Annotated in this window: 18 protein-coding genes, 1 tRNA gene and 1 pseudogene; 11 read left to right on the top strand and 9 right to left on the bottom strand. The window is 61.0% G+C overall.

The window, feature by feature from the left end:
- Positions 1 to 143 precede the first annotated feature (143 nt).
- The 4 genes from AC1DZU_RS22720 to AC1DZU_RS22705 all read right to left on the bottom strand — a co-directional run bounded on the left by AC1DZU_RS22720 (position 144) and on the right by AC1DZU_RS22705 (position 4,166).
- Positions 144 to 2,837 carry a M10 family metallopeptidase C-terminal domain-containing protein gene (locus tag AC1DZU_RS22720; protein WP_477288535.1) on the bottom strand — a complete coding sequence of 898 codons (2,694 nt, stop codon included), beginning with the start codon at positions 2,835 to 2,837 and terminating at the stop codon, positions 144 to 146.
- Between the two features lie 86 nt (positions 2,838 to 2,923).
- A complete protein-coding gene (locus AC1DZU_RS22715; protein ID WP_167392394.1) occupies positions 2,924 to 3,082 on the bottom strand; it encodes a hypothetical protein in 159 nt (52 codons plus the stop codon).
- A 573-nt stretch (positions 3,083 to 3,655) separates the two neighbouring features.
- Positions 3,656 to 3,745, bottom strand: a tRNA-Ser gene (locus AC1DZU_RS22710).
- Between the two features lie 97 nt (positions 3,746 to 3,842).
- Complete coding sequence (locus tag AC1DZU_RS22705) at positions 3,843 to 4,166, bottom strand: hypothetical protein (RefSeq protein ID WP_477288533.1); 324 nt, start codon at positions 4,164 to 4,166, stop codon at positions 3,843 to 3,845.
- Positions 4,167 to 4,683: 517 nt separating this feature from the next.
- On the opposite strand from AC1DZU_RS22705, the gene AC1DZU_RS22700 reads away from it, so the two are divergent.
- The 9 genes from AC1DZU_RS22700 to AC1DZU_RS22660 all read left to right on the top strand — a co-directional run bounded on the left by AC1DZU_RS22700 (position 4,684) and on the right by AC1DZU_RS22660 (position 14,344).
- A complete protein-coding gene (locus AC1DZU_RS22700) occupies positions 4,684 to 5,283 on the top strand; it encodes a c-type cytochrome (protein WP_477288531.1) in 600 nt (199 codons plus the stop codon).
- A 652-nt stretch (positions 5,284 to 5,935) separates the two neighbouring features.
- Positions 5,936 to 6,265, top strand: coding sequence for a c-type cytochrome (locus AC1DZU_RS22695; RefSeq protein WP_477288529.1), 330 nt, complete (start codon positions 5,936 to 5,938; stop codon positions 6,263 to 6,265).
- A 322-nt stretch (positions 6,266 to 6,587) separates the two neighbouring features.
- A complete protein-coding gene (locus tag AC1DZU_RS22690) occupies positions 6,588 to 7,817 on the top strand; it encodes a septal ring lytic transglycosylase RlpA family protein (RefSeq protein WP_477288527.1) in 1,230 nt (409 codons plus the stop codon).
- Positions 7,818 to 7,920: 103 nt separating this feature from the next.
- Positions 7,921 to 9,087 (top strand): D-alanyl-D-alanine carboxypeptidase family protein, encoded by a 1,167-nt coding sequence (locus AC1DZU_RS22685; protein WP_477288525.1) that lies wholly within the window; start codon positions 7,921 to 7,923, stop codon positions 9,085 to 9,087.
- Between the two features lie 208 nt (positions 9,088 to 9,295).
- Positions 9,296 to 9,970: a dTMP kinase gene (gene tmk, locus AC1DZU_RS22680; protein ID WP_457153016.1), complete on the top strand. Its 675-nt coding sequence runs from the start codon at positions 9,296 to 9,298 to the stop codon at positions 9,968 to 9,970.
- Complete coding sequence (locus tag AC1DZU_RS22675; protein WP_477288522.1) at positions 9,967 to 11,022, top strand: DNA polymerase III subunit delta'; 1,056 nt, start codon at positions 9,967 to 9,969, stop codon at positions 11,020 to 11,022. Before tmk ends, AC1DZU_RS22675 begins: the two co-directional genes overlap by 4 nt.
- A 137-nt stretch (positions 11,023 to 11,159) precedes the next feature.
- Complete coding sequence (metG, locus tag AC1DZU_RS22670) at positions 11,160 to 12,713, top strand: methionine--tRNA ligase (protein WP_477288520.1); 1,554 nt, start codon at positions 11,160 to 11,162, stop codon at positions 12,711 to 12,713.
- The gene (locus AC1DZU_RS22665) at positions 12,713 to 13,525 is read left to right on the top strand and encodes a TatD family hydrolase (RefSeq protein WP_477288518.1); all 813 of its coding nucleotides are present in this window, start codon (positions 12,713 to 12,715) and stop codon (positions 13,523 to 13,525) included. The genes metG and AC1DZU_RS22665 overlap by 1 nt, the downstream gene beginning before the upstream one ends.
- 3 nt (positions 13,526 to 13,528) lie before the next feature.
- Positions 13,529 to 14,344: an MBL fold metallo-hydrolase gene (locus AC1DZU_RS22660; RefSeq protein WP_477288516.1), complete on the top strand. Its 816-nt coding sequence runs from the start codon at positions 13,529 to 13,531 to the stop codon at positions 14,342 to 14,344.
- A 389-nt stretch (positions 14,345 to 14,733) separates the two neighbouring features.
- On the opposite strand, the pseudogene AC1DZU_RS22655 reads toward AC1DZU_RS22660, so the two are convergent.
- Positions 14,734 to 15,221, bottom strand: a pseudogene (locus AC1DZU_RS22655) (RidA family protein).
- 195 nt (positions 15,222 to 15,416) lie between these two features.
- Between AC1DZU_RS22655 and AC1DZU_RS22650 the strand changes: the two are divergent.
- Positions 15,417 to 16,112, top strand: a complete 696-nt coding sequence (locus tag AC1DZU_RS22650; protein WP_477288514.1) for a TetR/AcrR family transcriptional regulator — start codon at positions 15,417 to 15,419, stop codon at positions 16,110 to 16,112.
- 18 nt (positions 16,113 to 16,130) lie between these two features.
- On the opposite strand, the gene AC1DZU_RS22645 is transcribed toward AC1DZU_RS22650, so the two are convergent.
- Positions 16,131 to 18,290, bottom strand: coding sequence for a mechanosensitive ion channel family protein (locus AC1DZU_RS22645; protein WP_477288512.1), 2,160 nt, complete (start codon positions 18,288 to 18,290; stop codon positions 16,131 to 16,133).
- Positions 18,291 to 18,559: 269 nt separating this feature from the next.
- On the opposite strand from AC1DZU_RS22645, the gene AC1DZU_RS22640 reads away from it, so the two are divergent.
- Positions 18,560 to 19,468, top strand: coding sequence for an agmatinase (locus tag AC1DZU_RS22640; protein ID WP_477288510.1), 909 nt, complete (start codon positions 18,560 to 18,562; stop codon positions 19,466 to 19,468).
- Between the two features lie 27 nt (positions 19,469 to 19,495).
- Here the strand turns inward: AC1DZU_RS22640 and AC1DZU_RS22635 are convergent, their stop codons facing one another.
- The 3 genes from AC1DZU_RS22635 to AC1DZU_RS22625 all read right to left on the bottom strand — a co-directional run bounded on the left by AC1DZU_RS22635 (position 19,496) and on the right by AC1DZU_RS22625 (position 21,970).
- Positions 19,496 to 20,149 carry a glutathione S-transferase family protein gene (locus AC1DZU_RS22635; RefSeq protein ID WP_477288508.1) on the bottom strand — a complete coding sequence of 218 codons (654 nt, stop codon included), beginning with the start codon at positions 20,147 to 20,149 and terminating at the stop codon, positions 19,496 to 19,498.
- Between the two features lie 56 nt (positions 20,150 to 20,205).
- Positions 20,206 to 21,078, bottom strand: coding sequence for an aldose 1-epimerase family protein (locus AC1DZU_RS22630; RefSeq protein WP_477288506.1), 873 nt, complete (start codon positions 21,076 to 21,078; stop codon positions 20,206 to 20,208).
- A gap of 175 nt (positions 21,079 to 21,253) precedes the next feature.
- Positions 21,254 to 21,970, bottom strand: a complete 717-nt coding sequence (locus AC1DZU_RS22625; protein ID WP_477288504.1) for a Bax inhibitor-1/YccA family protein — start codon at positions 21,968 to 21,970, stop codon at positions 21,254 to 21,256.
- Positions 21,971 to 21,979: the final 9 nt, after the last annotated feature.

The following is a 21,979-nucleotide window of genomic DNA, read 5'->3' as shown; positions in this document are numbered from 1 at the left end:
GACAGTTTGGATCATAGATAACGGTGTCCGCTACGCTCGGAGAAATTCCAGGAAAAGTGTGAAACAGTTTCCTGTCCGGAATTGTGTCAAACAAAAAGAAAGAGCGGTTTTGCGTTCATTGAAACGATGAACCGCTCCTACCTTCACACCACGACGAAATCGGCGTTTGTCAGCGCGAGGTTAGCGGCCAGCGTGGCGAAATGGGTTGAGCCGCCAGCCGCACTGCCGTCGCTGTCATAGTAGAGCCAGCCGGTGTCCGTCTCGTAGATGATGTGCTGGTTGGCATTGGTGGCGGCGCCCGACGCGCTGGCGGCAAACTGGTCAGCCGTCAGCGTACCGTTGCCGCCAAGCGCTGCGAAGATGGCGTTGTCGACCTGGATGGTGTCGTCGGCGACCGAGAAGTCGGTGATGTGGTCGACGTTGGTCGAGGCGTTGAGCGCCGTGGTGAAGACGAAACTGTCGTTGCCGGTGCTGCCGGACAGCGTGTCATTGCCGAGGAGGCCGTTGATGACGTTGTTGCCGGAATTGCCGGTAATGATGTTGTCGGTGGAGTTGCCGGTGCCGTTGATGTTGCCGGTGCTTCTCAGCGCCAGATTCTCCAGTTCCTGCCCGGAGAGGTTGAACGAGGCATAGGCCTGGACATTGTCGATGCCCTGGCCGTTGAGCTCGATCACGTGGTCGCCAGCATTGTCGACATAATAGGTGTCGTTGCCTTGAGCACCGCTCATGGTGTCGGCACCGGCAAGGCCGTCGATGATGTTGTTGCCGCTGTTGCCTGTGATGATGTTTGCGATCGAATTGCCGGTGCCGTTGATATTGCCTGAGCCGGTCAGCGTCAGCTTCTCCAGTTCCTGTCCCGACAGGTTAAAGGAGACGGAGCTGAAGACGCCGTCAGTGCCCTGGCCGTTGAGCTCGACGACATGGTCGCCAGCGTTGTCGACGTAATAGGTGTCGTTGCCGGTGCTGCCACTCATGGTGTCGGCGCCGCCGAGGCCATCGATGATGTTGTTGCCGCTGTTGCCGTTGATGATGTTGGCGATCGAATTGCCGGTGCCGTTGATATTGCCCGCGCCGGTCAGCGTCAGCTTCTCCAGTTCCTGTCCCGACAGGTTGAAGGAGACGGAGCTGAAGACGCCGTCGGTGCCCTGGCCGTTCAGCTCGATGACATGATCGCCGGCATTGTCGACGTAGTAGGTGTCGTTGCCGGTGCTGCCGCTCATTGTGTCGGCGCCAGCGAGCCCGTTGATGACGTTGTTGCCGGAATTGCCGGTGATGATGTTGCCAGCGGAATTGCCGGTGCCATTGATCGAAGCCGCGCTGCGCAGCGCCAGGTTCTCCAGCGCCTGGCCGGAGAGGTTGAAGCTGACATAGGCCTGGACGTTGTCGGTGCCGCCGCCATTGGCCTCGATGACATGGTCGCCGGCATTGTCGACATAGTAGGTGTCGCTGCCTCCGCCGCCGCGCATCGTGTCGGCGCCGCCCTTGCCGTTCAGCAAATTGTTGCCGGAATTGCCGATCAGCGTGTCAATGCCGGAACCGCCAACGGCATTCTCGATCGTCGCGCCGAAGGCAATTGACACATTGCGGTGGCCGCCGCCGATGTCGGAGAAACTGCCTGCCGCCAGATTGATGATTTGGGCTTGGCCGAACCCGGACGCATCCAGCGTATCGACACCACCAGCGTCCCAAATGCAGATTGCCGGCGAGGGGTTCAGGGCGAAGTTGTACACGTTGCCGGCATTGGAACCAAAACCGTAGACGGTATTGCCCGTACGCGTCGTCATATTGGCGCCGTAGAGCTGCTGAACAGCTAGAATGTCATACAACATCAGCGTGTCGGGATAGTCATTGTAGTCGGATGCGCCGGTGTTGGTCTCGTCGAAATAGCTCATCACGCTGTATTGGTTGCTGTCCTGGATGAACTGGGCATCGTTGCCGTAGGTCGGATTGGACCCGGCATTGTATTCGCCCGGATGTGAAAGGCCGAGCGCGTGGCCTGTTTCGTGCAGAATGGTCTGATAGTCGTAAGAGCCGATCGGCAGATTTCCCGTGTCGACGGCGTCGGTGTTCAAATGCACGTCTCCGGAAATGTCGCCTGGCGCGGTCGTTCCCGGGTAAATTGCGTAGGCTCCTGCGGGGTCCGGCTTCGATGTGTAGTTTCCAAACAGCATCGTCGCGTTGTCGCTGGTGCCAGCGGGGTTGACTTGCGTGAAAGTCAGGCCGCAGACCGACGAATACATGGCAAGCACGGACTTGACGGCTGCGATTTCCGCAGAGCTCAACGGGCTGAAGGGGGCAGCAAACCCTTGCGAGTCCGTGCAATTGACGTCCGTCATTCGCACAGCCCATGTCACGTTCACCGGCTGCCCGGGCGCTGTGCTCCAGCTGCTTCCGGGCCTCAGGATCGCGCCCGCCCCCATCAATTCGTCGTAGCTGGCCCGGGTTCCGCTCACTACGGAAACGCCATATTGCCCCACGTAACCATCGTTATACGCGCCGGCATTGATGAAGTAATCGCCGGTGGTCAAGGCCGTGTAGGTGATCGTCGAATAGCGGTACTGGCCCGGGATGACGTCATCGTTGGACGCAACCAATGTTCCGGATGCGTTCATGAGAGCCATGAACGTATCCTCGACATTGTCGCCGACGGTCGGACTGACACGCGCACCTTCACCGACTTCCGCGAATGTGTAGGTCTGGCCCGCCACCAGGTGCACCCGGTACCAATCATGGTCGCCGGCCGAAGACAAATGGCCAGTTGCTGTCTGGCCGACTGCCAGGGTGTAGCTCGTGGCGATGGATGACGCCGCATCCGTTGTTTCGGTGACGTTTGGCATTGCCTTCCCCCTCTGCGTTTCCTGCGGCAGCGCCGCTTATTATCTATAATGCAGCACGAGGCTCGCAACCCGCATGTCCGACTGGCCTATTTGCCGTCGTTCACTTTGTCCTTGCCGCATAGCCGTTCTGCCACTTCGAGTGCCCTGCGAAGGACTTCCCGATTTTCCGCTGCCGAAATGATTGGGCTTCCAAGGCGTGCTTCGTGCAGACGCGCCAGCGCCTGCTCGCAGGTTTTGGCATTCATCGGGCGTTGCGGATTTCGAGGATAGGATTGTACGGGCTGAGGTCCGACAATGGATGACACGATAGCTCCTACGCATAGGAGGTTCCGAGTCATGAGCCTTTTCCGTGACCGGTCTGTCTTTGACCAGGCGGCCGTCCAATTCTCGGCTTGGTGACAGCCACCCATGCCTGTCGCCATCATGATCGGCCACAACCACCTTCCAAAAGACACAATCGCTTTCCGCGGCTTCGCGCCGACAGGTCAATTGCGGAACATTTGTTTCCGAAATCCTATGCCCACGCCCCTAGATTGATACTCTATGTCACGGTCACGACTGTATTCAACGCTGTTCTTGAGGACCAGCTAAAATTCCTGCTTGAATTCCGTATGTACCGCGTTGCTTTGTTGGCATAGGTGCATCTCTCTTGCCATCGGACTGGACTGCTTTGGGTAGGTGCCCGGACTGCGCCAGTCGTCCTAGATGACTGGACATCGCAACTATTCCATGTCCGATAATTCAATGGCTAGTGAGAGTGTGGCAGGTCGTGCCGCCGCTTTTTTTCTGATTTATGATCAATGTCTTGCTTAAAAACATGGCGGAGGAAGTGGGATTCGAACCCACGGTGAGCTTGCACCCACGCCGGTTTTCAAGACCGGTGCCTTAAACCGCTCGGCCATTCCTCCGTTGTGATTTTTCAATCACTTAGGTAGTGCGCTGCCGGCTGGCTTCGGCCTGTTGGCACCGGATTGGCACCGAAGGCGTTCCCGACTGGTTCGCGCTTCATTCCTGTAGTGCGGCATTGAGGGCCGCGTCAACCACCGCTGCGGCACCTTCCTGCTGTCCTGGGAGCAGGTGCGCATGAATGTTCAGGGTGACTGGACGGATTGGCGTGGCCGGCGCGGGCCGACACGACATGCACAGGAACGCCGCTGCACAACAGATGCGTGATGTGGGTATGCCGGAGGCCATGAAGGTGACTTGCGGAACACCAGCAGTTTCTGCTTCCCGAGCGAACTGTTTCGAGAACGGGCGAGGGGTTCGAATGCGGCCATCCCACATCGGAAAGGCCAGATCCTTCCCATCCTTGCCCATGCCAAGCTTCAAGCGATGCTCCTCGCGGGCCGTCGTAGGCGCCATGGTGCTGCATTGAAAGAAAACTCGCCGGGCGAAGGAACCCCAATCCCTCAAGCCCGGCGAAAGTTTACTTCCTGATCCCCGATCAGGACCGGTAGGAGGAGGGTACCGGCAATCTATGCAGTGCAAAACCGGTGCCAGCATTTTTTGTCCCGAAATGAGACAGGCCAACGCGAGCCATGCGCAACAGCGAACTTACCGAACGCCCTGGCCGAGGCTGGACGTGATGGGCCGAGGGCGTAGGCCCAATGTCATCTCGGTTGACGAGCTCACCCACAAACTGATTGCTGAGCGGCGGTGATCGGAATTCGGGGGATCGAGATCGGCGAAGAGGTCGACAGCCTCTATCGCACGATCCTTGATGCCATCGTCCACTATGACGCTGGCGTGCCGGAGTGACCATTCGCCGCTTGCCGGCGAGTTCACACGGGTTGACCTTCCATGTGCTGGAAGGTGTATGGCCGAAGCGTGACTTGGAGGTAGGCGCATGAACATTGGAGTTGCGGCCTGCCCGCACTGGGGAGCGCACAACTCGGTGAAACGCATCGTCCTTGCGGTGGGGCTTGCACTGGCTTGTGTTTCAGGCCTGGCCGCTGCCAAGGTTGGCAGTGAAGCACTCATTGAGGCCCGCCAAGCGTCCATGAAACAAATGGCAACGGCTGCAAAAACGCTTGCTGGGATGTTTAACGGCCAAGTCCCTTACAACGCTGCTGCATTTCGAGACGCTGCCGAAACCCTACGAGATCGAACCGGGAGCCTCGTTGGCGAGTTTCCATCCGGATCGCTCGGTCCACTGTCCGGTGCCAAACCGGAAATCGACCAAGACCGACGAAGTTTTGAGGCGCTGGCTCACCACATCGCCACGCTCGCAACTGCACTGGCAAAGGAGGCTGCGAATGCGCCCCCGCAAATCAACGCCGAAATGCGGATGGGGCCTGGAACGATGATGGACGGCGGAAGTCTGCTGGGGAAGCGCACTAACGCGGCTGAACCCGATCCGGCGACGCTGCCCGCAGAACACTTGGTGCACATGATTTTGCAGGATTGCACCAGTTGCCACTCCAGGTTCCGCCAAAAGATTCGGTGACGGTCGTCCACGAACTAATTCTCTGATGATTTTGTCGACGCGCAACTCCTGCTTAGCGGCATGAGTGAACGGGCGCTGGCTGGGCGGTACTTTGCCCTGAAGGCCGGTGCTTGCCGCTGCTCCCGCCGTCGCTGGTACATCCGCAGTCGACGACGGGTGCCGGACTTAAAGCTTGCACCGGCCATTGCGGGGGAGGTCAGATCTCCCGCTCGAGTGAATCTACAACCACATCTGAAGTCGCTCAATTAAGGCTAAGTGCGGGTGGCCATCATCCTTTCAGGGGCCGGTCCCGTACCATCGAATGAACAGCGCTTGCGGGCGTGAACTATAATCCTTCCGTTGCGGCGACCCCTTCAACGGAGATCGCCTATGGCCAGGACCAAACTTCACAAGCAGCTTTCAGAGGCTGAAATCGAGCGCTTCCTCGCCGAGGCGGAGCGGCTACACAAGAGCATCGTCCAGCCGCTCTTATCGCCTAGCAGCGAGCATTTCCGGGCGCCCCAGCGCACCCACCGGCAGGGATGCGCCGTTCATTCAATGGTAGGAGACAGGGCCGGTGAAGTAGGATTCGCAACGCCGCCTCGCCGGGTGTAGGATGCCTTGTCGTCCGATCTAAAAGGCCACGGACGACGGAGCATTCCCGGAGCATAGTATGCGTGGTTTGATCCTTGGCCTGGCTGCCCTCGTGGTCACCTCTTCATTTGCCCAGGCAGCAGGCGACAGCACCGCCGGCCGGAAAGTCATGGTGAAATGCCAAGCGTGCCACGGCAAGGATGGCCTCGGCAAACTGTCTTACACGCCCAATATCGCCGGCCAGAAGTACGACTATCTCGTCCACGCGCTGATGGCTTACAAGGCCGGAGAGCGCAAGAGTCAAATGATGTCGCTGGTCGTCAAGAGCCTGAGCGATGAAGACATCGCCAATGCTGCGGCTTACTATGCCGCGATCAAGATTACCGTCGAAGTTCCGCCGGACAAGTAACCAGGGCTGGCGATGTGTGGAATCATGCGGTCTTCCAGCTAAGGCTAGGACCTCTTCCGCAGCCGTACCCCGGCGCCGCCGCCATTCTCGGGGATGAACTCGACGCCAGCCGCTTCCAGAGCGCGCGCCGGCTGGCCGCAAAGGCACCGTGCCACAATATTGCCCGGTTCCGGCCATAATCGATTAATACCGTGATAAACAATTCCTGCGCACAAAGGATCGGGGTTCACGGCGTCGTTGGTATTGTCGAGTGAGTGCTTTGGCTCCTCTGGCGGTTAGATGGCGGCGTCTTTCATTGAGACTGTAGGGGACATCTGAAAAAATGCAGGCTGTGACGCACCCGCGTCTTCGTCGCGCTGCTACAGTCGCGTTGTTGGCGGTATCGGCTGCCTTGCTGGCGGCTTGCGCATCGCCTGAACCCAAAGCGATGGTCTACAAAAAGACCCGCTCCAAGGAATATTTCTCCGAATCCGAATACGGCGCGAAGGCAAGCCCACGTGTGGCCTTCCGGGGCGGGCGGCTGCAGCGTGGCGGCGGCCGGGACCAGCTCGGCAAGCCCTATCAGGTCCGGGGCAGGTGGTATTACCCCAAGGAAGACAAGCACTACGCCAAGGTCGGTCTGGCCTCCTGGTATGGCGATGCCTTCCACGGCCGGCTTACCGCCAATGGCGAAGTCTACGACATGACACACCTGACGGCGGCGCATCCGACCATGCCGCTGCCAAGCTATGCCCGCGTCACCAATCTCAAGACCGGCAGCTCGGTCATCGTTCGCGTCAACGATCGCGGCCCCTACCACGAAGGCCGCATCATCGATGTGTCGGAGCGCGCCGCCCAAATGCTTGATTATGCCAACATCGGCACCGCGCAGGTGAAGGTCGAGTATGTCGGCCGCGCACCGCTCGACGGCGATGACGACCAGTATCTGATGGCCTCCTACCATCCCGGCAACAGGGCGCCGGATCCGTCGGATGGACTGCCGACCGGCGTCATGGTCGCCATGAACGGACCGTCGCCGAGCCTTCCCGTTGGTGCCGCCGCCGTGCCGTTTCCTGGCCAGTTGACCGATTCGGGGGCGGCCCAGGCGGTCATGCCGGCGCAGTCGCCGGCCTATGGCGACCTGGCATTGCCGGATTTCGGCCCGATCGTGCCGGAGCGCCCAGAGATCAGCCTGCCGCCGCAATCGCCGTTTGCCGTGGCCTCGCTCTCCTATGCGGACGAGCGGGTAGAGCGCGCCTCCAACGCCTTCGCAGCGCTTGGCGGCGACGGCATGTCACCGGCCGACCTGCTTCAATCGTGGAAGCGTCAGTCGCCGTCTGCCGGTTCGCCCACCGACTATGTTGCGGCAGGTTCGTTCGAGGATGCGGCGGACGCCAAGCGCGTTGCCGCCCAGCTTGCCGCATTCGGCAAGATCGAGATCCAGCGTTCAGAACTCGATGGCGAGGATTGGTATTCGGTCAATCTCTATCCCGACGGCCATCGCAATCTGGATGATTTGCTGCAGGCAGCCTGGTCGCATGGTGCGCCGGATGCGCTGGCTGTGCGCAACTGAGCGCAAGCAAGGTCGGATCTCCACTGCGCGGTTGATCCGCCACGGAAAAAGCCTGATACTTTTTGCGGGCTTGCCGGACGTGCCGGCCAACGGGTCGAATTTCATGCAATTTCGCTTGCTCCAGCCTTTCGCCGGGCTTCTGTTTTTTTGCCTACTATTGCTTTCCCTGGCTCCAGCCAGTGCGCAGCTTTTCGAGACCAAGGCCGCGCAGGTTTTCATGATCGACGCCGAAACCGGGACGGTGCTGTTTTCGAAAGATGCCGATAAGCCGATACCGCCGGCTTCGATGGCCAAGCTGATGACCATGGAAGTGGTTTTCAACGCCATAAAGTCCGGGCGCCTGAAGCTCGACGACACGTTCGTGGTCAGCGAAAACGCCTGGCGCAAAGGTGGTGCGCCTTCGGGAACTTCGACGATGTTTGCCAAGCTCAAATCGTCGATCCGGCTCGAGGATCTCATTCAGGGCGTAACGGTTCAGGCGGCCAATGACGGCTGTATTGTCATTGCCGAAGGCATGGCCGGCTCGGAGGACAATTTTGCCGCACAGATGACCGAGCGCGCGCGCCAGATCGGGCTCAAGACATCGACGTTCGTCAATTCGACCGGCCTGCCCGCGGACGGCCAGCAGACGACGGTGCGGGAGCTGGCACTGCTGGCCGTGCATCTGTGGCGCGATTATCCGGATTTCTATCACTACTACGGCCAGAAGGATTTTACCTGGAACAAGATCTCGCAACGGAACCGCAATCCGCTTCTGGCAATGGACATCGGCGCCGACGGCCTGGCGGTCGGCGCGAGCGAGACGTCAGGCTTCGGCATCGTCGGTTCGGTCAACCACAACGGCACGCGGGTGATCGCGGCGATAAGCGGACTGGCCAGCGACAAGGAACGTGCCGAAGAGGCGCGAAAACTGCTCGACTGGGGTGTTCGCTCTTTCGAGAAGACCGAAATCTTCGCCAAGGACGAGGTGGTCGGCGAAGCCCAGGTTTTTGGCGGCGCGAAATCCGGCGTGGCGCTGAAGGCCAAGGGTCCGATCGCCATCTTCCTGCCGATCACCAACCGCGACAAGCTGACGGCCAAGATCGTCTACACTGGCCCGGTTGCCGCTCCAGTGGAGGAAGGGCAACCGGTGGGCGCGCTGCGCGTCTGGATCGGCGACACGCTCAGCCAGGAAACGCCGCTTTTCGCCGCCGAGTCGATCGGCGTCGGCACGTTGCCGCAGCGAGCGCTCGATGCCGTCAAGGAACTGGCGATCGGCTGGCTGCGCTAGAGCGGTTCGTCGTTTCACGGAAACGCAGAACCGCTCTATCTCTTTGCTTTAACGCAAGTCCCTAGGGAAAGCGCTACGCGCTTTTCCCGGGAAAACCGTTTCACATTTTTCCTGGAATTGCTCTAGCGCCGACGGCATAGACGTTTGGCCCGACGCGGACTATCTAGAGCGCTATAACCACCCGCAAGCATGGCAAGGGCTTTTTCGATTGGCGCGCGGATTTTTCATCACCTTCGAAGGCGGCGAAGGAGCAGGCAAGTCGACGCAGATCGAGCGGCTGGCCAGGAAGATGCGCGCCAAGGGATATGATGTCCTCCCCACTCGTGAACCTGGCGGCTCGCCTGGCGCCGAAGCTGTCAGGCATGTGCTGCTTTCAGGCGCCGCCGAACCGTTCGGGCCGAAAATGGAGGCGCTGCTGTTCGCCGCCGCGCGCTCCGACCATGTCGAGCAGGTCATCCGTCCGGCGGTCGAGCGTGGCTCCATCGTGCTTTGCGACCGCTTCCTGGATTCATCACGCGTCTACCAGGGCGTCACCGGCGGTATCGACCCGGCGTTCATGGATGCGCTGGAGCAGGTCGCCATCAACGGCATGATGCCGGACATGACGCTGATCTTCGACATCGATCCGGCGGAGGGCCTCAGGCGCGCGACGTTGCGGCGCGGCACCGAAGCAATCGCCGACCGCTTCGAAAAGGAGAGGCTGGCGATCCATCAGGCCCGCCGCGAGGCGTTTCTGGCAATCGCGGCGGCCGAGCCGGAACGCTGCATCGTCGTTAACGCCGCCGCCGATCCCGATACGGTCGAGAATGTCGTCACCGCCGCCGTGTTCGCGGCGCTGGAGGCAAGAACGCCGTCGCGCAACAGGCAGGCGACGCCGGCATGATCTTCGAGCGCATCGCACCCGAGCAGCACGACACGCTGGACGGCGTGCCCGAGCCATCCGAAACACCGCGCCTGGTTGGACACCGGCAGGCCGCGGGGATGCTGACCGCCGCCTATCGTGCGGGAAAGCTGCCGCATGCGCTGATCTTCTCCGGGCCGGTCGGCATCGGCAAGGCGACGCTTGCCTTCCATCTTGCGCATCATCTGTTGAAGCACCCGGACTTCGCGCAGGCGCCGGAAAGCCTTGCCATTCCCGATCCGGCCTCGTCGCTGTTTCGCCAGATCGCCACCGGCGCGCATCCTTGCGTGCTGCATCTGACCCGTCCGCCCAACGACAAGACCAAGAGCTTCAAGACCGTCGTCACCGTCGACGAGATCCGCAAGGTCAACCGCTTCCTGTCGCTGACCTCGCATGACGGCAGCTACCGGGTTGTGATCGTGGACCCAGCCGACGACATGAACACCAATGCCGCCAATGCCTTGCTGAAGAATCTCGAAGAGCCGCCGGCACGAACGCTGTTCATCCTGATCGTCCATGCGCCGGGCAGCCTGCTGCCGACAATCCGGTCGCGTTGCCAGGTGGTGCGATTGACGCCTCTCGATGCCGAAGACCTGATGGCGGTGCTGGAAACGGCCGAACCGCCACCGCCGGACGATCCTGCCGAGCGCGCGGCGCTGGCTGAGCGGGCAGGGGGCAGCGCGCGCAGCGCGATCTTGTTGACGCAATATGGGGGGCTGGAGATCGCGTCGACGCTCGACGCCCTGGTGGCGGCAAGAAAGAACGATGTAGGCGGCGCGTTTCGCCTTGCCGAGGCTGTCGCCGGCCGCGACCAGGCGATCCAGTTCGACATCTTCAACCGCCGGGCGCTGGAGCTGTTATCGGATGCGGCAAGCCAGGCAGCGCTTGCGGGCGACCTCGCACGGGCCAAAACGCTGTCGGACACTTGGCATGAGGCGCTGGACGCTATATCTGAGACCGACACCTACAATCTCGACAAGAAGCAGCACGCCTTGACCATGATCGACCGCCTGAATTCTGCAATGCGAATGTGACGGTTTCTCCATGCATGCCTGCCCCAAAACCGGGGCCACTTTTGGACGGCATGCATTGGCCTCGGGATGGCAATCGCCGCCCCGATGCGATATCCACCGCCACGCCTTTCCATTCAGACATTCATGACGGTTCATTCATGTCACGCGACAAGTTCTACATCACGACGGCGATTTCCTATCCGAACGGCAAACCGCATATCGGCCATGCCTACGAACTGATCGCAACCGATGCGCTTGCCCGCTTCCAGCGGCTCGACGGCAAGCACGTCTTCTTCCTCACCGGAACCGACGAACACGGCATCAAGATGCTGCAGACCGCCAAGCGCGAAGGCATTTCGCCGCGTGAACTGGCCGATCGCAATTCGGCCGAGTTCAAACGCATGGCGGAGGCGCTCAACGCCTCCAATGATGACTTCATCCGCACCACGGAAGAGCGGCATTACGCGTCGTCGCAGGCGATCTGGAAGGCAATGGCCGCCAATGGCGACATCTACAAGGGTGGCTATGCCGGGTGGTACTCGGTGCGCGACGAGGCCTACTACGGCGACGAGGAGACGGAGGTCCGCCCAGACAATGTCCGGTACGGGCCACAGGGAACGCCCGTCGAATGGGTCGAGGAAGAGAGCTATTTCTTCCGCCTCTCGGCCTATCAGGACAAGCTCGTCGCGCTCTATGAAAACCAGCCCGACTTCATCGGCCCGGCTGAGCGCCGCAACGAAGTGATGAGCTTCGTCAAATCCGGCCTCAAGGACCTGTCGATCTCGCGCACCACCTTCGACTGGGGCGTGCCGGTGCCGGGCGACGAGAAGCACGTGATGTATGTGTGGGTCGACGCCTTGACCAATTACATCACAGGTGTCGGCTATCCCAATGAAAATGCTGACGATTGGCATTTCTGGCCTGCGGATGCGCACATCATCGGCAAGGACATCGTCCGCTTTCATGCGGTGTATTGGCCGGCCTTCCTGATGTCTGCCGGCATCCCGCTGCCGAAACGTGTCTTCGGCCACGGCTTCCTGTTCAACCGCGGCGAGAAGATGTCGAAATCGGTCGGCAACGTCATAGACCCGTTCACCATGATCGAGCACTACGGTCTGGACCAGGTGCGCTACTTCTTCCTGCGCGAGGTGCCGTTCGGCCAGGACGGCAGCTACAGCCATGAGGCAATCGTCAACCGCACCAACGCCGATCTTGCCAATGGCCTTGGCAATCTGGCGCAGCGCTCGCTGTCGATGATCGCCAAGAACTGCGGCGGCGTGGTGCCGCAACGCGGCACCCTGGCGGATGAGGACAAGGCGATCCTCGATCAGGCAACTGCCGTGCTCGCCGTGGCGCGCAAGACCATGGCCGAGCAAGGCATCCATCTGGCACTGGCGGCGATCTTCGGCGTCGTGGCGGAAGCCGATCGTTATTTCGCGGGCCAGGCGCCGTGGGCGCTGAAGAAGAGCGATCCGGCGCGCATGGAAACCGTGCTGTGGACGACTGCCGAACTCGTCCGGCGCGTGGCGCTGCTGTGCCAACCCTTCATTCCGGGATCGGCCAACAAACTGCTCGACCTGCTGGCGGTGCCGGCGGACAGCCGCGATTTCGTGCATGTCGCGGCAGACCACGCGCTTGTCTCCGGGGTTGCCTTGCCCGCGCCGGAAGGGGTGTTCCCGCGTTACGTTGAACAGCCGGATGCGAACGTCTGATGCTCGTCGACAGCCATTGCCATCTGGATTTTCCAGACTTCGCCGAGGAGCGGGCGGCCATTGTCGCCCGCGCCAAGGCGGCCGGTATCAGCCGCATGGTGACGATCTCGACGCGCGTGAAGCGGTTTCAGCAAATCCTTGAAATCGCTGAAACCTTCGACGAAGTGTACTGTTCGGTCGGCACCCACCCGCATAACGCCGCGGAGGAACTCGACGTCACCGCCGCGGACCTTGTGCGCCTGTCGGCTCATCCGAAGGTGGTGGCGATCGGCGAGGCGGGGCTCGATTACTTCTACGACAAGGCGCCGCGCGATGCCCAGGCGCAGGGCTTTCGCGCCCACATCACCGCCGCGCGGGAAACGGGACTGCCGCTGGTCATCCATTCGCGCGATGCCGATGACGATATGGCAGCCATCCTCGAGGACGAAACAGGGAAGGGCGCCTTCCCCTTCATCCTGCACTGTTTTTCGTCCGGGCGCCGGCTGGCGGAAATCGGCGTTGCGCTCGGTGGCTATGTATCGTTCTCGGGTATCCTGACCTTCAAGAATTCGGCGGAATTACGCGCCATCGCAGCCGATGTGCCGCATGACCGCTTGCTGGTCGAAACCGACGCACCCTATCTGGCGCCCGTGCCGTTTCGCGGCAAGCGCAACGAGCCAGCCTATGTCGCGCACACTGCCAAAGTGCTGGCCGAAACAATCGGCGTCAGCGAGGCTGACATCGCTGATCTGACGACGAACAATTTCTTCCGTCTGTTCGGCAAGATGCCGCGACCTCCCGAGCAAACTGCTTGGCCCGAGCAAAGCGCCTGAACGATGACCGACCGGCTGCGCCTTACCATTCTCGGCTGCGGCTCGTCGCCAGGTACGCCGCGCATCACCGGCGACTGGGGCAATTGCGATCCGGATAACCCGAAGAACCGGCGCACCCGCGCCGCCGCACTCGTCGAGCGGATTGCTGCGGATGGCAGCCGCACCAGCGTCGTCATCGACACCGGACCGGATTTCCGCCAGCAGATGCTTATGGCCTCCGTCAGGCGCATCGATGCGGTCGTCTACACGCACCCGCATGCCGACCATATCCACGGCATCGATGACCTGCGCGGTTTCGTCCTCGAACAGCGCCAGTTGATCGATATCCATGCCGACCAGCCGACGATGCTGCGCCTGCGGCAAGCGTTCGGCTATTGTTTCGAGACGCCGGCAGGCAGTTCCTATCCGCCGATCGTCGACGCTCATATCATCGATCACGCCAAGCCGGTGGTGATCGAAGGAGAGGGGGGTGCCCTCACCCTCGAGCCGCTGCCGCAGGTGCATGGCGACATCATATCGCTCGGTTTCCGCATTGGCACGCTCGCCTATTGCCCTGATATCAGTGACTTTCCGGAGGCCACCGTCGAACGGCTGCGCGACCTCGACGTGCTGATCATCGACGCGCTGCAGTACCGGACGCACCCCAGCCATTTGTCGCTTGGCGAGGCACTGGGATGGATCGAGCGGCTGGCGCCACGGCACTCCGTGCTGACGCATATGCATGTGCCGCTCGACTACGCCACGGTGATGGCCGAGACGCCAGCCAACGTCGAGCCAGCCTATGACGGCATGGCGATAGAAATCCCATATGATTCATAGTGATGAGGCCAATCCTTCATCGCTGGCCGCACTGGAATTTTCGACAATGAATGACGCACGGCCAAATCGTCTGGTCAACACGGATTTCAGCTGCCGTGCATGCCGGATCGACTTGCCGCGATAGACACGACGCCATGGTCCAAGATCTCTCCGTTTGAGTAGCCCGGGCGTCATGAGCATCATCCATTGCCATAACCAGACCCGCGCCAAGCGGCTGATAATGCGGGATAATCTTCGTCTGGCCGCCATATACGCAAGTTCCATAATCTATCTTATGCGACTTTCTGATGTGCGGTAATGCCACCCGGCTAGAGCAATTGGCCGCAGCGCAAATGAGAACGCCACCGGCCAACTGACCAGTCACCAACTGGCGATGCACACCGCCCGCGCTAATCAAGCACGACCACGGCCTCCACCTCGAACAGCATGGGGTCAATTGCAAGCTTGGGAACGGGAACCAACGTCTGCGCCGGCAGCGCCTCGCCGAACATTGCCTTGACGTTCTCGGTCAGCACCTCAAGCTTTGACATATCGTGATCGACCACGAAGACCGTCAGCTTGGCGACCTGATCCGGTTTCGCGCCGATCCCGTCCAGCGCGGTGCGCAAATTTGCGTAGGCCTGCTTAACCTGGGCGGCGAAGTCGGGCGACAGCGCTCCCGTGCTGTCCTGGCCGCCCTGCCCGGAGATGTAGGCCACCCGGCCTTCACGGGGTGTGATCACCGCTGTGCTGTAGCCATTCGGCGACGGGTCGTAGAGGTTTTGGGGATTGACGATGGTCAGCTTGCGATCGTTCTCATTGGCTGTTGCCGCCGTGGGAACTGCGATGGTCATGATGATTAGCCTCCAATAAGCAGACGCTTGATTGCGTGTGACATGATTTTCTCTCGCTCCGCGGACTGCGAGCGACCTACCCTCGCGGCCGGCATGATTGAACTTTAACCACATCGCCATACGATGAATCGTGCGATGTACGAGTCATCGTATGGTACGCTGTACGAGTCAATCGTTCAAGATCGACATTCGTCGCGTTGCCGGTCAAAATCGATGTCCTAAACAGCGAGGATAGATGGATGGCAGCCAAACGTAGCGGCGCCGGGAGCAAACGACCTCAACAGGTCGGTGTCTCGCACCAGCCCGTGCAGGAGGCGAGTAGTGAACCGCCTCTCACGCGGGAACGTATCGTGGCGACGGCGGTAGAACTACTGGACGCCCAAGGCGTCGACGGATTAACAATGCGTGGGCTGGCCGATCGCCTCGGCTCGGGCGTGATGAGCCTATATTGGCACGTCAACAACAAAGAGGATGTCTTTGATCTGGCGCTCGACTCGGTGCTCGAATATCGCGAACTGCCGCAAATGGCTGAATCTCAAGACTGGCGCGGAGAAGTCATTCATATGCTCGAAGACTGGCGCGCCATCATGCTGCGCCATCCCTGGTCGGCATCGCTGTTGCCGCGCAGGGCGCTCGGCCCGGGCATCCTCAGCCGCCTGGAGCTGCTGAGCAAGACCTTGTCCAGAGCCGGCGTGGCTGACGCTGATTTGAACGTCGCAATATGGTCACTCTGGAACTATGTGATGGGCGCCACCATCACCCGGACGACCTTCGATCTCTCGGATGACGACAGGGCCGCCGCGCAGCAGCGCCTTGCGCTTCTTAGCGAACGCTACCCGACAATCGAACGCTCTCGTCTGCTGTTGGATGACGATTGGCTCGGCGCTTTCAGGAAAGGCCTCGGCTTCCTGCTCGATGGCCTCGCTCCAAGATAAAGTTCCGCGGGCCGACTTTTATCCCTCGCCTTCCTTGGCCTTGGCTTCCGCAACCTGTTTGCGTACCACCGCATCCCTGGCAGCAGCCGCGCTTGCCCCATGGTCCTCATTGCCGGCTGCGACCTGCACTGTGGGCGAGGCAAACTCGATCCCGTTTGCCGCGAACGCCTCGCGGATCATGACATAGGCCCGGCGACGGATAGTGAATTGGTGTCCCGGCTTGGTCGTCATCGCGAAACTGAGGTTGATGCCATAATCGCCGAAAGCCTCGACGCCCTTCATCTTCAAGGTCTCGATGATCTGCGGACCGAATTCCTCATCTGCCAGCAGCTCGGCGCCGACCCCCTTGACCAGCTTTTTGACCTTGGCAATGTCCGTCTCGTAGTTGACCGAAATGAAGAACTTATCGATCACCCAGTCGCGGCTCATGTTCTGGACGGCGCCCAACGAGCCGAATGGAACTGTGAAGATCGGGCCGCGGTGATGGCGCAGCTTGACCGAGCGAATGCTGAAGGACTCGACCGTGCCCTTGTAGGTGCCGCTCTGGATATACTCCCCGACGCGAAACGCATCGTCGGTCATGTAGAACACACCGCTGATGACGTCCTTCACCAGCGACTGCGATCCGAAGCCAATGGCAACGCCGAAGATGCCCGCGCCCGCGATCAATGGACCAATCTCGACGCCAAGGCCGGAGAGAACCATCATGATCGCAATGGCGGCAATGAGTGCGGCGAGAAAATTCTTCAGGATCGGCAGCAGCGTTAAAAGCCGCCCGCTGCGGGCGAGCGCTGCCTCGTCGCCGCCCTCTGTGCGGGCGCGATCGATGCGACCCCCAATGAGACCCTTCACAAGTTGCCAGATGAGATCGGCGGCGAGCAGCACCACGATGCCGCTCAATACACCTCGGACGATGCGGTCTACACTTTCGTCACCCATCATTCCGCTGGCGCGCAAACGCACGACGGTCGCAAGCCAGGCGACAGCGAGCCCGATGACGATCGCCCTCGCCCCACGCTCAACGAGCACTTCGAAGATGGCATTGTTCGACTTCGTCGTCTCGTCGGAGCTGGCGAAAAACGACTTGGTGATTGAGCTGGTGGATCTCAGGATTGGTGGGAGGATCAAGCCATAGATGCCAACCCACAAAAGCGTGCTCATCCCCACGACCCACAAGAGCCAGAGCATGCAAAGGAAAAATGTCAGCAGCCATTCCTTGAGCCGATAAACCTTGGAAGGCTCGATCGCCGCCGGCCGCCGCCATACGGATTCGATCGACACCGCGAGGAGACCGAGACCGAGTATGTAGACGATGAGATTCCTGACGTTCGGCGTGAAGTGGAGGATGTTCATCTCGCCTGCGAGCGCCCATCCAAGGAAGAATACGCCAGCAAACAACGCGACGCGGCGGCGCCAGAAAGCCGCGGTGACATCGTCCATGGGAATGAGCCGGACCTTCGGCTGGTCTCCCAGGTTCAAATTGCCGTCCGCCGTGCCGAGAATAACTGACGTGATCCGCATGATCACGCGCCAGGCGATGACAGCGATCAGCAAAGGCAGCACCAGCGCAGAAAGCAGTGGTGGCCAGGTAAACGCCAGGAAGGCGCCGACACTGGCCATTGCGAACACGACGAGCGGCGCGATGGCGACGAACAACGTTCGGGCGATCACATGATGTCGGGCGGGTGCGCCCGATTCCGGGCTTTGAGCTGGGTTGCGGCGGTGAGCCCTGCCGACGATCCGGCGGAAGATGAACTCGGCACCTAACCCAAGCGCCACAAAGGCCGCGAACAGGACGAGGATCGCTCCCGGCCCTCGCCCGTGAATCTCGGTCATTATCGTCGAGCTTGCGCCGGAAATCTCGTCGGGGACCTCAGGAACCGCATTGCCAATGCCCTGCAAATGCTCGCGAATGGCGTTGGACCAGACCATGAAGTCAGTGGCAGAAGCGCCCATTGGCATTGCCGAATCGGCCGCGGGTGCCGCGCCCTTCTCTGCGATCCACGCCTTGACTTCGGGATCGTTCAGCAATTTCAGCAACTGTTCGACTTTTTCAGGTGGAGGGGGCGGCGCCGCAGTCGTCTGCGCCCGGGCGATCGCAGTGAATGCGATCAGGGACGCCATCAGCATTGCAAACAACACGCCGGTTCTGCCAGCCCGGAAAACCATCACACTCATCTGCTGACCCCCGATGGACTCACTTTCACTATGCCCACAACATAATGCCTCACGAACAAAATAATGTAGCGATGCAATACGCCCGAACAGGGCCGGAATTGTCTGGCGAAGCGGAGTGCCAAGGGAGCTCGGCCATCAATCGCCAGTCCCCGTTCAGGTAAGGCAATTTCGCGTTTCAGCTGGGGTGGCGCGTTTCGCTCCACAGAGCTTCGCCAAACTGATACATCGGCAATCGACAAAAATTTCAGCCAGACCATCATCAAGACCAAATGACCGCATCTCCCGTTCTCGGCTTTCCCGATCGCCTCGCCGATGGCCGCATCCCCGGTGCGGTGATCTTCGGAGCCGGTCACGGCAGCACCTATCCTGGCAAGGACAGCAGCGGCCATGCCTTGGCCGCCGATGCCATCCGCGCTGCGAGCCAGGACGATGCCGCGCTCGTCGAGCACTGGGATTTCGATCTCGGCGGCCCGCTGTTCGACGGCAAGCCGGGCAACTGTATCGACACCGGCGATATCCCGACCATCATGCATGACAATGCCGGCAACCGGACCCGGATCGAGGCGAAGACGCGCGAGGTCCTGGCATTGCCGGCCGTACCGATCCTGCTCGGCGGCGACTGTTCCGTGACCTTTCCCTTCCTCGCCGCCTTTGCGAATCACGGGCCGGTCTGGATCCTGCAGATAGACGCCCATATCGATTGGCGCGACGAGGTGTCTGGCGAGCGTCACGGCTATTCGAGCCCGATGCGTCGCGCGAGCGAGATGCCGCATGTCGCCGGCATGGTGCAGGTCGGCCTTCGCAGCGTTGGCAGCGCAGGCATAACCGAGATCGAAGCGGCGCGGCGCTATGGCAGTCGCTTCGTGACCGCCCGCGAGATTCACGCCCAGGGCGTCGAAGCCGCGCTGCGGCATATTCCGGAAGGATCGCGGGTTGTTGTCACGCTCGACTGCGACGCCCTCGACCCCAGCATCATGCCGGGCGTGGCGGCGCGTACGCCCGGCGGCCTCACCTACACGCAGGTGATCGACCTGATCGCGGGCCTCGGCAGGCGGGCCAGGATCGCAGGATTCGATCTTGTCGAATTCTATCCTCCCGCCGATATCGACAGCCTGTCGGCCCTGACCGCGGCGCGCATTCTCGTCAATGTGGTCGGCACCATCGCCCGGCAGGTTTGAAAGCCGGCTTCTTGTAGGATGTGCCCGCTAATCTGCTGCCGTTCGTGGGACCGGAGGCAATGCGGGCGCGTCCAATCCCTTGAAGGGATCGCGCCAGGCCTCGATGTCTTCAAGCCGACGATACCAGCGGCCGACAGAGGGATAGTCATCGAGCGGCAGTCTGGCGGCCTCGTTGAACGGCAGAAAGGTCGCCATGCGGAAGTCGGCGTAGGAAACCGAATTTCCGACCAGCCATTTCCGTGCGAAAAGCTCTGCCTCGAGTATTGCCGCCGCTGTGCGGAAATGTGTCAGCCCCTCCTCCACACGCTGTTGATCAATCGGGCCTATGCCATACCGCTGTTTGGTGCCACGTTCGAAATGCACCGTGTCGCAGGCGAATGCGAAGTGCTCCTTGCCCCAACTCAGCCACCGGATCATGTCAGGCTGGTCATCGCCGGTGCGCCAGAAATCCGAACGCACGTCGCGCGACAGCCGGCAGGCTATGGCGTCTGCCTCCCAGAGGCTTTTTCCGCCGTCGTCCACAAGTATGGGCAATGAGAGATTGGGGTTTAGCAGGCGATATTTCTCGGCCTGCCCCGGAGCGAATGGCGAGGCGAATTCAAATTCGACATTCGCGTCGAGATAGCGTGCCACTGCAACGGCGAGCCGAGGATTGGGATTGCGACTGAAGTAGAGCTTCATTGGACACTCCGGTCTGGCTGGCCAACGCTATTGCCTGAGTTGTCGATGACGGAGGGTCACAGCAGCCGGATTTGATAGCTCAGCACGCGCTTGGCGGCCGGCGCGATCAGCATCAGGCCCGGCTTGTCGACAAAATCGCCGTTGAAGTCCACCGGACTTGCGATGCCGTGCCAGGGCTCGATGCACAGGAACGGCGCGCCGCCCGGCTTTGACCAGACGCCCAATTCCTGAAATCCCTGCCACGCCATCTCGATCACCGGACCACGCCCGGCGGCATATCGCACGCTGGTGCTGGCCGGCTGGTCGAGAATGACCGCGTCCTCGTCGAACAGCCGCTCTGAGAGCGCGAGGATGTTGCCGTCGACAGGCGTCGGCTGCGGCGTCTTCAGCAGCAGGCCGTCCTTCAGGCGACGGACCGGAGCAGGTTCGGCAGCAGCGAAAGTCAGCTGGTAATCCGTCTTGGCCAGATCCGGCAGCAACGGCCAAATGAATGCCGGATGCGCCCCGATGGACGCCGGCATCGGCTCTTCGCCGGTGTTGGTGATGTCGAAGGTGACGCCAAGCAGCCGGCGGTCCAACGTGTAGGTCACGGCGAGGCGGAAGGCGAATGGATAGTGCGTGCGGGTATCGGCGTCGTCGGTGAGAACCAGCGTGCAGGATTGTGGGCCGCTCTGGGCCCAGGCAAACGACTTGTCGCGCGCGAACCCGTGCTGCGTCATCGGGTAGGTCTGGCCGCGATGGCGCAGCTGATCTCCGTTCAGCCGGCCGACGATCGGAAACAGCACCGGCGAATGGCGCCGCCACTCCGGCCCGGCCTGCCACAGGAACTCAAATCCTTCTGCGTCTTGCAATGAAACCAGTTCGGCGCCCTGTGCGACGATGGTCGCCGAGATGCCGTCGCCCTGAAGCGTTTGGCTGTCTTGTGCCACATATCCTCGCGCGGTCGGTATTGAAGGGTGGTGCGGTGGCAGACTAGCAAATGCTCTTGGGGACTCAAGGTGTAGCCGGTCCTGCCAGAACGAATTGTGGCCGGAGGATCTCCCTCCGGCCACCTCCCCGCATCAAGGGGCGATAGTCCTCGCCCCTGCCCACAGCGGACAGTCGTTACTCGCGTTCGCCGGTGAAGTTCAGCAACAGCTGGAAGATGTTGATGAAGTTCAGATAGAGCGAGAAAGCGCCGAAGACGGCCAGCTTCTGGCGCGATTCCGCGTCGAAATTCTCGGCATACTGCTCCTTGATCGTCTGCGTGTCCCAGGCGGTCAGGCCGATGAACACGGCGATACCGATCACCGAGATGGCAAACTGCAGCGCGGTCGAGCCGAGGAAGATGTTGACGATGCTGGCGATCACCACGCCGATCAGGCCCATGATCAGGAACGACGAGAACTGGGTCAGGTCACGCCTGGTCGTGTAGCCATAGAGGCTGGTGGCGCCGAACATGGTGGCGGCGGTGAAGAAGGTGCGCGCGATGCTGGTTCCGGTGAAGACCAGGAACACCGAGGCCAGCGACAGGCCCATGACAGCGCAGAAGGCCCAGAACATCGCCTGGGCGCTGGCCGCCGACATGGTCTGCATCTTGAACGAGAACAGCATGACGAAGGCGAGCGGCGCCAGCATCACCACCCATTTCAGCGGGCTGGAGAAGATCGGCACGTAGAGTGCGGGCGTCGATGAGATCATGAAGGCGACCAGGCCGGTGACCACCAGGCCAACGCCCATGTAGTTGTAGACGCGCAGCATGTGCTGGCGCAGGCCCTCGTCGAAGACGGCGCCGGTTTGGGCGCCGGTGCCCACGCGGTATCCCAGATTGGGGGTGTTCATTTGGCTTCT

This window comes from Mesorhizobium sp. P2_A12, from assembly GCF_056405075.1.
Note: the sequence above shows the minus strand (reverse complement) of the source record. Positions and strands in the feature narration are given on the sequence as shown.